The sequence below is a fragment of the Streptomyces sp. KR55 genome (assembly GCF_052245645.1).
Taxonomy (GTDB): domain Bacteria; phylum Actinomycetota; class Actinomycetes; order Streptomycetales; family Streptomycetaceae; genus Streptomyces; species Streptomyces flavusporus.
The window spans coordinates 1-12,045 of sequence record NZ_JBQQCE010000298.1 but is presented as its reverse complement, the minus strand read 5'-3'; the positions used below and the strand labels follow the sequence as shown (position 1 = coordinate 12,045).

Annotated in this window: 9 protein-coding genes and 2 pseudogenes; all 11 read left to right on the top strand. The window is 70.5% G+C overall.

Going from position 1 to position 12,045, the window contains the following annotated elements:
• Nucleotides 1–1,117: pseudogene (locus ACTWQJ_RS33920) on the top strand (eCIS core domain-containing protein); the annotation flags it as partial.
• 69 nt (nt 1,118–1,186) lie between these two features.
• The gene (locus tag ACTWQJ_RS33915) at nt 1,187–3,880 is read left to right on the top strand and encodes a hypothetical protein (protein ID WP_443310323.1); all 2,694 of its coding nucleotides are present in this window, start codon (nt 1,187–1,189) and stop codon (nt 3,878–3,880) included.
• Nucleotides 3,870–4,559, top strand: a complete 690-nt coding sequence (locus tag ACTWQJ_RS33910) for a hypothetical protein (RefSeq protein WP_443310322.1) — start codon at nt 3,870–3,872, stop codon at nt 4,557–4,559. The genes ACTWQJ_RS33915 and ACTWQJ_RS33910 overlap by 11 nt, the downstream gene beginning before the upstream one ends.
• 18 nt (nt 4,560–4,577) lie before the next feature.
• The gene (locus ACTWQJ_RS33905) at nt 4,578–5,258 is read left to right on the top strand and encodes a hypothetical protein (RefSeq protein ID WP_443310321.1); all 681 of its coding nucleotides are present in this window, start codon (nt 4,578–4,580) and stop codon (nt 5,256–5,258) included.
• Between the two features lie 10 nt (nt 5,259–5,268).
• Nucleotides 5,269–5,634 (top strand): hypothetical protein, encoded by a 366-nt coding sequence (locus ACTWQJ_RS33900; RefSeq protein ID WP_443310320.1) that lies wholly within the window; start codon nt 5,269–5,271, stop codon nt 5,632–5,634.
• The gene (locus ACTWQJ_RS33895; protein ID WP_443310319.1) at nt 5,627–6,766 is read left to right on the top strand and encodes a hypothetical protein; all 1,140 of its coding nucleotides are present in this window, start codon (nt 5,627–5,629) and stop codon (nt 6,764–6,766) included. The genes ACTWQJ_RS33900 and ACTWQJ_RS33895 overlap by 8 nt, the downstream gene beginning before the upstream one ends.
• A gap of 30 nt (nt 6,767–6,796) precedes the next feature.
• On the top strand, nt 6,797–7,333 hold the full coding sequence (locus tag ACTWQJ_RS33890; RefSeq protein WP_443310318.1) for a phage baseplate assembly protein V: 537 nt from the start codon (nt 6,797–6,799) through the stop codon (nt 7,331–7,333).
• 20 nt (nt 7,334–7,353) lie between these two features.
• Complete coding sequence (locus ACTWQJ_RS33885; protein WP_443310317.1) at nt 7,354–7,689, top strand: hypothetical protein; 336 nt, start codon at nt 7,354–7,356, stop codon at nt 7,687–7,689.
• Complete coding sequence (locus tag ACTWQJ_RS33880) at nt 7,686–8,072, top strand: GPW/gp25 family protein (RefSeq protein ID WP_443310316.1); 387 nt, start codon at nt 7,686–7,688, stop codon at nt 8,070–8,072. The genes ACTWQJ_RS33885 and ACTWQJ_RS33880 overlap by 4 nt, the downstream gene beginning before the upstream one ends.
• Nucleotides 8,069–11,164, top strand: a complete 3,096-nt coding sequence (locus ACTWQJ_RS33875; protein ID WP_443310315.1) for a putative baseplate assembly protein — start codon at nt 8,069–8,071, stop codon at nt 11,162–11,164. Before ACTWQJ_RS33880 ends, ACTWQJ_RS33875 begins: the two co-directional genes overlap by 4 nt.
• Nucleotides 11,161–12,045 (top strand): annotated as a pseudogene (locus ACTWQJ_RS33870) (putative baseplate assembly protein); the annotation flags it as partial. The gene ACTWQJ_RS33875 and the pseudogene ACTWQJ_RS33870, both read left to right, overlap by 4 nt.

The following is a 12,045-nucleotide window of genomic DNA, read 5'->3' as shown; positions in this document are numbered from 1 at the left end:
GCTCTTCGGCAAGCTCCTGAAGGAGATCCTGCCCCTCGACGACCTGATCGACTCGATCCTCGGGCTCCCGACGAAGGACGAGGGCCTGCAGAACGCCAAGGTGGGCGACGCACCGCGGCTGCCGCTGGAGAACGACTCGGACCCCCAGCGCACCGACGAACAGGGCCAGAAGCTCGACGAGCGGAAGGCGGAACTGCACCGCTCCGGCCGGGAGGACGCGGCCCGCCCGATGGGCGAGGACCAGATCTACCCGGACGTGCCCAAGGAGACCCTGACCGGCAAGGTGCCCGGCGGCAACGGCAAGAACGCCAAGGGTGCCGGGCGCACGATGTCCGGCGGCGGGGTGCCGATCGAGTCCGCGTCCGCCGTGGCCGAGCACGACCGTGGTCCGCAGATCCAGGCCGGCTTCACCGAGGGCCGGCAGAGGATGACGCAGGAGCGCAGGGCCAAGGACGACAAGGCCCAGGCGGACCGGCAGAAGCACGATCAGGACCTGAAGCGCGAGGTCGACAGAAGCAGCAGGCAGCAGGCCGACGCCCGGGACAAGGGCCGCTCCGACATCGCCGACTCCCGCGACAAGTGGCGCAAGGAGCAGGACGACAAGACCGCGGAGATCGACGGCAAGAAGGGCAGGAAGTACGACGAGGTCCGCAAGGACATCAAGGAGAAGGAGGAGCAGACCGACAAGGACGTCGACAAGCGGACCCAGGACGACAACAAGAAGATCACCGACGAGCAGACCAACGCCGAGAAGGAGGCCGAGAAGAAGCAGGAGGAGGGCAAGGACGACGCCGACAACTGGCTCGAAGAAGCCATCGAAAAGCTGAAGCAGTTCTTCGAGGAGCTCAAGAACGCCATCAAGAGCGTCTTCGAGAAGGCGCGGCAGATCGTCACCGACCTCATCGACAAGTTCAAGCAGCAGGTCTTCAAGCTCATCGACGACGCCCGCAACTGGGTGATCGACAAGATCAACAAGTTCGCGGACGCCCTGATCGCCCTCGGTGACGAACTCCTCGCCGACTACCCGGCGATGCGCGACAAGTGGCGCAACACCATCGACGGTGCGCGCGACTGGGCCGTGGACAAGGTCAACCAGATCGCGGACGGCCTCAAGTAGATCGCGGGGAAGCTGCTCGACGGCCTGTGCGGGGCGCTGCTCGCGGGGCTCGACGTCCTGGAGACCGGGATGCTGGCGGCCGTCGAGGTCGCCGAGACCGCCACCGTCGGTGCGCTGGAGTTCGGCGCCGCCGTCGTGGAGGGCCTCGGTGAATGGGCCGCCATCTTCAACGACATCGTCTCCGACCCCGGCGACTGGATCAGCAAGGCGGGGGCCGCCGCGGACACCGGTGCCAGGGAGCACCTCTTCAACGAGGTCACCAGCGCGGTGAAGGCCTGGTTCAACCAGAAGGTCCAGGAGATCATCGGCATCCCGATGGAGGACTTCCAGGAGCTGATCTCCGGCGGGGTGACCGTCGAGCAGATGGCTCAGATGGCGTGGGACGAGGCGCTGCCCCAACTCCCGGTCATCATCGGTGTGCTGGTGGTGGAGAAGGTCGTCGCGAAGCTGATCCCCGGGGCCGGCTGGGTCATGGCGATCATCGACGCCCTGAAGACGGCATGGGGCGCGCTGAGCGAGATCCTCGCCGCCTTCGGCCTGTTCATGGACTTCCTGAAGTCGGTCAAGAGCGGCAATGGCGCCCTGCCCTTCGCGAAGGCGGTGGCGGCCGGTGTCGTCGCCCTGCTCGAGCTGATCTACGAGTTCCTGATCGAGGGCGTCGGGAGGTTCATGGGCAAGGTGGCCGACAAGCTCGGCGACATGCTGAAGAACCTCCGCAAGAAGAAGGACAAGCCGGACGGCTCCGACGCACCGCCCGCCCAGCCGAACGCTCCGGGCAAGCCCAAGGACCAGGACCCCGCGCCCACGACCAACGACCGGTCGCCGGCCCCGGACCGCCCGACCGATCGCCCGTCCGGCCGGGACGACGACCGCCCGACGCCGCGCAAGCCCTCCACGGACAGGACGTCCCGCCCACCGACGAGGCCACGCCCCGGCAAGCGCACCTCCCCGGAGAAGAAGCGCCCCTCGCACACCACCCGCCCGAAGAAGCGCCGCGACGACGAGCGGCGCCGCGAGGAGGGCCGCGAGGTCAACGCCGCGCGGAAGCGGATGCGGGACGCGGAGCAGCGCACGCGCACCGACAAGGACGACGGCCCCGACGCCCCGTCGCGCCGCGGCCCGGCCCGCGACACTATCCGCCCGGACCGCCGTAGGTCCGACACGGACCGTACGGACGACCGGGGCCGCGCCAGGAACCGTCCCGAGGACAGCCGCCGAAAGGACGACGGCAAGCGTCCGGACGACCGCCGTCCGGACAGCAGGCGTACGGATGACAGGCGTCGCGACACCGATAAGGACCGCGACCGCCGCCCCGGCAGCCGCGCCCGCCAGACCATCAAGTCGGCTGTCAACAGGGCTCGCCGAGCCACCGGCAAGCTCTTCGGCAAGGCCCGCCGCAAACTCGGCAACAGGCTGAACGACCGGCTGCGCAGGTTGCGGGACCAGTGGCGGCGCCGGAACGACCGGGACCGGTCACGCGACCGCGACAGGGACCGTACAAGGGACCGGGACAGGCAGGGGCAGCAGGAGGGCAGGAAGGACTACGACCTCCCCTCGGTCCGCTTCCGCACCGTGGACGGCTCGATGCACACGCTGCTCTTCGACGGCAAGGGCAGGAGCGCCGACCTGGCCATGCGGAGCACCCTGGCTGCGATCACGGCGTACATCAACGACTGGGAACGGGAGAACAATTCGCCCCCGATCTCCGAACAGCAGCAGCTGCGGACCGATCAGGAAGCGGCCCGGAAGCAGGCGGAAGCGTTGCGGAAGCTGGTGGAAGAGGCTCAGGACGGTCTCCCCGAGCGGGAGACCGATAACGGCAGGTACAACCGACGCACAGGGCGGTCCTCGTACGGGGAACCGATCTTCCTGTCAGGCGACCAGTCCGGTATCGAGCGGCAACTGCGTGCCTTGAGGGCGCTCATGGAGAAGCTCGCGACAGCCCTGGAACAGCGTTCACGAGGCGCGGACGAGCCGCCCCTGCCGGACACCGTTCTTCCGGTGTTCTCCGACGGGGACACCGCGCAGTCCTTCAGGGCGCACTACATCAAGAAGAGCACTCCGGTGGGCACGGAAGCCTCGCATCGTCCGGACGCATGGCCTTTGGGCTGGGACCGTGTCGTCGCTGCGGGCCTCTCCAACAGAGGTGACTGGGTGCGTATGCACATGCTCACGGCGGTTCTGGGAGGTCATGCCTCGACATCGAACCTGGCGCCGGCGACCCGCGAGGACAACATCGGCGCACGGGAGGGGGCCGAGCACCCCGCCGCCCGCGCGATCGGAAAGAAACCCGGGGGGACCGGTCAACTCCAGAAAATGATCTGGTATGACGTCGACATCACCATGCGGAGCGCTCATCCCGGATTCCCGAGTGCTGTGAACATGTACTGGGGAAGCTATGAGTACCCCAAGGGGCATTGGCAGCGGAAGAATCGCCCGGACGGATCCTGGACTCGCGGAAAATTCGACCCGCCGCCGTGGCAGGCTACGGGAAACACCCCGCTCGTGATCGATCTCAACAAGGCGACCGACAAGGAAATTGTGGCGGTCACAAGGCTGGCCGCCGGCCCCGCCAAGAAGGTCATAAAGCTCAGGGATGAGCAACCGAAGCAGGAATTCAGTGGAATGGGAGACCTTGAAGCCGAGCTGAAGGCGCAGGCCTCGGGGCCTGCCGCACTGGCTGCGGCGTTGAGAGTGATCGATGCCTTGAAAGGGGCCGAGCAGAAGCAGCGGCTGTATTTTGGGAGAGGGAATGGAGCTTGAGGAGCCGACGGCGTACGAAGAGGGCTGGCTCAGAGTCCTCGACGAGTTGCGCGACAGCCCGGCGATCGATGTGTTGAACGAGGTGCAGGACGATATCGACTTGACTGCGGAGGACTCGCTCTTCGACGACCTTGCGGAGTGGGAAGGCGTCGAACTTGGTGCCGAACTCCGCAATGCCTACATTCGCTTCTCGCAGCTGGGCAGCCAATGGCAGACCGTTCCTCCCCACCCGGACCTGGCAGGAGAGTTCCGGCTCAGTCCCTTGCCTCTGGCGGTGCACGAGGACGCGCCTGAATTCCCGTCATCGCTGTACTCGGACGAACAGCGCGAACTGGCCACCGGGTTCCGTGTCATCGACTCCAGCCCTTTCACCGGCACAGGCTCCCTCGTCGCGGTGCGGTTGCAGCCCGGAATGGAGAATCCCGAGATCTGGTTCTCCGACCACCGGACAAACAGCCTGTGGAAGATGGATCTCGACTACGCCGAGTACATGGAGACCTTGAGGCTGACAAAGGGCGTTTTCGACTGGCAGCACCTCTTCACAGAGGCACCGCTGAACGACGAGGAATACGTCGGCACAGCCCGGGACTTGCAGGCGATGCTGGACATCCTCCCGAGTGTCTTCCCCGACCACGACTATGCGCCCCTGCACGCACGGCTCGCGGAACGCCTCCGCTAGACACAGGGACAGGAACCCATGACCCGCTACGCCGACATCCCCAAACCCATCCGCTCGGGCATCGTCGTCGTCAACCCCGACACCGGCACCCCGCAGCGCATCATCGTGCTGCAGTTCAACCCGGACACCCTGGAGCGCAGCGTCTCCCCCCAGTCGGCCGGCGACAGCGGCGACGCCGGAGGCGGCGGCAGCGGGGACCGGAACGAGGCGTTGCGGCTCAAGGGTCCCGCCCAGGAGACCTGGAAGTTCACTGCCGAGATCGACGCCACCGACCAGTTCGAGATCGCCGCGCCCGACGGGATCCACCCGCAGCTCGCCACGCTGGAAATGCTGGTGCAGCCGACCACCGCCCAACTGCGTGCCGCGAGCCGGCTGTCGCAGCAGGGGACCATCGAGATCAGTCCGATCGAGATGCCGCTGACGCTGTTCACGTGGGGGAGCAAGCGGGTCATGCCCGTGCGCCTCACCGAGCTCTCCGTCAACGAGTCCGCGTTCGACGTGAACCTCAACCCGATCCGCGCCTCCCTCAGCATCGGCATGAAGATCCTCACCGTCAGCGACCTGCCCGCCGGACACCGCGGCGCCGACCTCTACATGGCGCACCTCGCGCAGAAGGAGCGTCTCGCCGCCGCGGCACGCGGGGGCAGCCTGGGCTCGCTCGGGCTCACCGGAACCAACGCCGTGATCGGAAGGGGCTGAACCGCACCTCATGGCCGACATCGAGCCGTACGAGAGCGCACTGGACGCGATACCGGGCGCCCACCCGTACCCGCGCACCAGCCGCTACCACGATGCCGAGATCGGGATCCACCGCGGGCCCGACGGGACCGAAGTCCGGTACACCAAGCGGCGGTTGCTGCCACCTCTGGACGGCGGCGACGCTCAGGAGCACACCGTCGCCGCCGGCGACCGCCCCGATCTGCTCGGGCAGCGGTACTACGGCGACCCCGCCCAGTGGTGGCAGATCGCCGACGCCAACCCCGTACTGGATCCACGCGAGTTGACCGACGAGGCGGGCCGGACCATCGACGTGCCGCTCGCGGGCGGCTTCCCCCGGGGGGACCGGCGTGTTTGATCTGCCCGTGGGGCAGGGCCCCGTGCACATCACGCTCCTCATGGGGCCCAAGCTCGCCCGGCCCGTCCCCGCCGAGGTCACCGAGGCCCTGCTGTCCGCCCAGATCACCGCCACCGCCGGTGAGCGCAGCGGCTTCCAGTTGGCCTTCGACCTCACCAAGAACGGCATCATCAGCCGCCGGCTGCTGCCCGAGGGCTTCTTCGACCCGAAGACCCGCCTCATCGTCACCGTCACCGTCAGGGGCACCCCCGGCGTGCTCTTCGACGGCCTGGTCGTACGGCACGAGGTCGGCGCCAGCAACCAACCCGGCCACTCCACCCTCACCGTCACCGGCGAGGACCTCACCCTCCTCATGGACCTGGAGGAGCGGACCGCCCGCTACCCCAACCTGCGGCCCTCCGAGCGGGTGCTGGCCATCCTGCGCCGCTACTCCGACTACGGCATCCGCCCCGACGTCTACACGGAGAAGGTGGCCCAGCCCCCGCACCAGGACCTCCGCGTGCACTACCAGACCGGCACCGACCTCCAGTACGTCACCGAGCTCGCCCACGCCAACGGCTACACCTTCTATCTGGAGCCAGGGCCCAACCCCGGTCAGTCCTCCGCCCGTTGGGGTCCGGAGGTCCGCCTCGGCATCCGCCAGCACGCCCTCACCGTCAACATGGACGCCAACTCCACCGTCGACCAGCTGACCTTCGCCTACGACGGCACCGCCCGCGAGGAGCCGCAGGCCCGCTGGCAGGACCCGGACACCCGGCTGTCCACCCTCCTCCCGCAGCCGCCGATCAGCCCGCTGCGTCCGCCCCTCGGCAAGCGGCCCACCCCGGCCCTCAAGCGCCGCACCCTGTCCGGCACCGCCAAGCAGCAACGCGGGCAGGCCGAGGCCGAGCTGCTCGCCCGGGCCGCGATCTCCGCCGATGTCGTCTCCGGTTCCGGCTCCCTCGACGTCAACCGGCACGGCTACATCCTCCAGCCGCGCCAGCTCGTCGGCGTACGCGGCGCGGGACGGGCGTACGACGGCGACTACTACGTCAAGTCCGTGACGCACAACCTGCGCCCGGGCTCGTTCCAGCAGAACTTCACCCTCTCCCGCGAGGGCCTGGAAGCCCGCAGCACCCACGTCCGGCCGTAACCACCCAGAGACCAGCAGGAGCAGTCCCCCATGGCGGCACCCAGCAATCGCTACCTCGGCAAGTACCGCGGCCGGGTCGTCGACAACGACGACCCGCTGCGCATCGGCCGTATCACCGTCGAGGTCCCGGACGTCCTCGGCGGCGAGCCGTCGACGTGGGCGCTGCCCTGCCTGCCGTTCACCGGACCCGAGTCGGGACAGTTCGTCGTACCGCCGCCCGGCACCGGCGTGTGGGTGGAGTTCGAACAGGGCGACCCGAGCTTCCCGGTGTGGACCGGGTGCTGGTGGGGTGCCGCCGAGGAACTGCCCCCCGACGCGCGCCGCGAGCTCCGGGCGAACGCGGCGAACAAGCCGGTCGTCGTCCAGACGCCCCTGGCACACAAGCTCGTCATGAGCGACACGCCCGGCACCGACGAGGGGATCCTGCTCCAGGCCAAGGGCGGCGCCTACATCCGTATCACCGAGGAAGCCGTGGTCATCGCGACCGGCGCGGGCGCCGAGATCGTTCTGCGCGGCCGTGAAGTGACCATCAACGAGGGCCAGTTGACCGTGCTCTCGAAGCGATAGAAGACGGGGGAGTAAACACGTTGTCCGCGAGTCTGCTCGACGCCGGTGCCGTGATCGGCTGCCCGCACGGCGGGCGCGTCACCGCCGCCACCACACCGACCGGGGCCGTGTTCAGCGACGGTGTCCCCGTCGCCACAGCCGCCCACAGCTATGTGGTCACCGGCTGCCCGCACACCGTCGACGGTGTGCCCATGTCCTGCGTCTCGGTCCGCTGGACCGCCGACAGCACCGGCGTCACGGTCGACGGCGCGCCCGTGCTGCTCGACACCTCCGCGGCCCAGTGCTTCACCGCGGCCCTGGTGCCGCAGGGACCGCCCGTCGTCCAGGCCGCGCAGCGAAAGGTCACCGTCCGATGAGCGCCACGAAAACCGCCACCCGCACCGACATCGCCTTCCCCTTCCGCGCCGACCGCCGCGGCCGCACCGCCCACGCCCGGCACGGCGACCACGTCCACGACCTGATCGAGCAACTCCTGTTCACCAGCCCCGGCGAGCGCGTCATGCGCCCCGACTTCGGCTGCGGGCTCCTCGACCTGGTCTTCGCCCCGAACAGCCCCGAGCTGATCAACACCCTCGAGCTGTCCGTCCAGGCCGCCCTGCAGCGCTGGCTCGGTGACCTCATCGAGGTGGAGGCCCTCGACGTGGTCGGTGAGGACACCGTCGTCCGTGTGTACCTGTCGTACGTCGTCCGCGCCACCGGCACCCGCCGCGACGACGTCTTCGCAGGGAGGGCCGCATGACCACCGGCACCACCGCATCCCGCCGGAACAAGGTGAGAGCGGCCCAGCTCAACGGAGTCGACGCCGTCGAGGTCAGCGACGACGGACTGCTCCTGACGGTCACCTTCCTCGGCAAGGCCCCGCACGGCCTCACCCCGGAGAACGTCCGCATCGACGGCGGCCGCCGCATCACCGGCATCACCGCGACCGACGTCAGCATCGAACGCGAGGAGGACCCCGAGCTCGACGACCGGCTCTATGTCACCCTCGACCGGGCCGGCGACACCTCCCGCTACCGCCTCTCCCTGGTGGAGACCGACCCGTACGGCCGCCCCGGCACCGAGCCCTTCCGTGGCTTCGACCAGCGCTACCACAGCGCGGCCTTCTCCTTCCGGCCCGACTGCCCGACTCCCTTCGACTGCAAGGACGACCACTCCGAGGAGCCGGGCTTCCCGGCCGCGCCCGTCATCGACTACACGGCGCGCGACTACGACACCATCCGCAAGCTGCTCCTCGACCGCCTCGCGCTCACCACCCCCGACTGGACCGAACGCAACCCCGCCGACCTCGGCATGACCCTGGTCGAGCTGCTGGCGTACACCGGCGACCAGATCAGCTACCAGCAGGACGCGGTGGCCACCGAGGCCTACCTCGACACCGCCCGCCGCCGGGTCTCCGTACGGCGTCACGTACGGCTCATCGACTACGCGATGCACGACGGCTGCACCGCCCGGGCCTACGTCACCGTCGAAACCGTCGGTGACCACACGCTAGCTCCCGGCACCTACCGTTTCGCCTCCGTCGACGTCCGCGCCCTCGACCCGCACGACCGCCCCGAACCCGGCACGGTCATCGGGGACGGCGACCTGGCCGACCTCGACGAGCGCGGTTCGGTGGAGGTCTTCGAACCGGTCGTCGCCGCCGACCAGTTGGAGCTGCGCGTCGCGCACAACGCGATCCGGCTGTGGACGTGGGGCGGCGAGGTGTGCGCCCTGCCGAAGGGCGCCACCTCGGCCACCCTGCGCGACGAGTGGGTGGACCCGGAGACCTGCCGCGAACGCCGACTCGCCCTGAAGCCCGGCGACCTGCTCGTCCTGGAGGAGGTGAAGGGCCCGCGCACCGGCACCCCCGGCGACGCGGACCCGAGCCACCGGCAGGCCGTCCGTCTGACCTCCGTGCTCCCGGCCGTCGACCGCATCGAGGACCAGCCCGTCCTGGAGGTCACCTGGGCGGCGGAGGACGCCCTGCGCTTCCCGTTCTGCCTCAGCACCCGCGGCGGCCGCGACTGCCTCCCGGTCGACGACGTGACCCTCGCCCGCGGCAACGTCGTCCTCGTCGACCACGGCCGCTCCCTGCCCGCCCCGGGGACGGCCACTGTGCCGCCCGAGCCCGCCGTCGTCGCCCCCTGCGACCTGCCCGTCTTCGGCTGCGCCGACCGGACGGAGGGCAACGCGCCCGCGCGGCTCATCAACTCCCTCACGGACCAGGCGGAGTCGGGTGACGCCCTCACCCCCGACGACGTACGCGAACTCTTCGACGTCGTCGGCCTGGCCGCCACCACCCGCGCCGGGCTCGGCCTGGAACGCGCCGGACAGCGCCACGAGCGCGTGGTGCCGGGCACGGCCTACGCCCAGGCCGCCGCCCTGCGGACACTGCTCGCGCAGTCCCTCTACCCCGGTATCCGGCCCCGTTTCCGCCCGGTCCTCGGCCGCGCCCCGGTCGCGCAGGCCGTGCCGTTCCCCGACTCCCGGACCGTGGCGGCGGGCCAGGCCGAGCGGATCGCCGCCATCCCGGGGCGGGTCCGACAGCGGCTCGTCGAGCTGTGGCGCAGCGCCCGCGACCGCGACGGGCTCGGCGACGAGGAGATCTCCGAACTCGCCGTCATCTACGGCCTGAAGATCCTGGAACGCCTCGAACTGCGCCTCCATCCCGTCCGCGCGCTGCGCGAACTCCTGCACCGCAGCGACCAGTTGCTCGACGCCAAGCTCCGCCGCACCGAGGTCCTCGCCGCACGCGCCCGCGCGGGCACGGTCCTCGACGGGCACATCGCGTGGGAGATCGCGCACAGCTGGGGACCGGCGTACGCGGCCGGACTGCACCCCGACGAGCCGGTGCTGCGGGGCTCCGCGACCGGCGCCCTCACCCAGGACCCGCGCCGGGCCCTGCCCGCCGTACGCATCCAGGACGGGGACGAGGTCTGGGAGCCCCGCCGCGACCTGCTCGACAGCGCCCCCCGCGACCGTCACTTCGTCGGTGAACTCGAGGACGACGGCCGGCTGGCCCTCCGGTTCGGCGACGGCCGGCACGGCGCCCGCCCCACCCCGGGCGCCCGCCTGCGGATCCACTACCGCCTCGGCGGCGGCAGCGCGGGCAACGTCGGCGCGGAGGCCATCAACCATCTCGTCGTCGCGGACGACTGCGAGGCACCGCCCGCCGCCGTGGTCCGCAACCCGCTGTCCGCCACCGGCGGCACCGAACCCGAACCCGTCGAACAGGTACGCCAGCTGGCGCCGCTCGACCTGCGCCGCACCCGCCTGCGCGCGGTGACCGCCGAGGACTACGCGGCCCTCGCCTCCGCCCTGCCCGGAGTGCAGCGGGCGGCCGCCGAGCTGCGCTGGACCGGCAGCGTCCAGGAGGCGCACATCGCCGTCGACGCGTACGGCGACGGCACCCCGTCCGACGAGCTGCTCGCTGCCGTGGCCCAGTCCCTGGAGACATACCGGCGCATCGGCCACGACCTCGTCGTCGGCCCCGCCCGGCTGGTGCCGCTCGACATCGCGCTCACCGTGTGCGCCGCGCCCGGACACCAGCACGGACAGATCCTGGCCGAGCTGTACCGCGTGCTCGGCGCCGGTCCCCGCGGCTTCTTCCACCCGGACGCGCTGACCTTCGGCGAACCGGTCCGGCTGAGCCGGCTGGTCGCCGTCGCCGCGGCCGTCCCGGGCGTCGAGAGCGTGCACGTCACCCGGCTGCGCCGGCTGTTCGAGCAGGACCGAGGAGAGAGGGAGGACGGCGTGCTGCGGCTCGGCCCGCTGGAGATCGCCACCTGCGACAACGACCCCGACCGGCCGGAGAACGGCCGGCTGGCGATTTCCCTGGGAGGTGCCCGATGACGGCTGACGCATGCACCTGCGGCGGCGCCTGCCGCGGCGGCCACGACGAACGCCTGGCCCCGGCCCTCCTGCACAATCCTCCCGGCCGCACCGCCCTCGACTACCGCGTCGGCGAGTACGGCTCCTTCCTGACCGCCCTGCTCGACCGGCTCGCCTCGCCCGCGTACCCGGCCCTCGAAGGGCTCACCGTCCGCACCCCGGACGACCCGGCGATCGGCCTGCTCGACGCCACCGCCGTCCTCGGCGACCTGCTCACCTTCCACTCCGAGCGCATCGCCGACGAGGCCTACATCCGCACCGCCAACGAGCACCGCTCCCTGGTGCTGCTCGGCCGGCTCGTCGGCCACCGGCCCCGCCCCGGGGTGGCCGCCGCCACCCATCTCGCCTACACCCTCGAACGCGACCCGCGCGCCGAGACGCTGCCGGTGCTGATCCCGCGCGGGGCGCGCAGCCACAGTGTGCCCGCCTCCGCCGACGAGGAGTCCCTGACCTTCGAGACCAGCCACGACCTGACGGCCCGCTGGGACTTCAACGAGCTGAAGGTACGGCGCCGGCGCCCCTCCCTGGTCACCCCCGAGGACCTGGAGCGCCGCTCGGAGCTGTTCGTCGAGGGCACGGCCAACTCCCTGCAGACCGGGGACCAGCTCCTCTTCGTCTTCGGTGAACAGGCGGGCGGCGAGCGGACGTTGCTGCCCGTCGCCGCGGCCCGCGTCGACCGGGAGGACGGGATCACGGCGATCTCCCTGCCCAGGTCGGCCCCGCCGACGCTGAAGGAGCTCATCGACGAGGTACGCCGCTGGACCGCGGAGCCCGCCACCCCCGGCGAGCCCGGCGACGAGCCGCCCACCCCCGAAGTGCCCAACCCACGGCAGGTCAGCCGG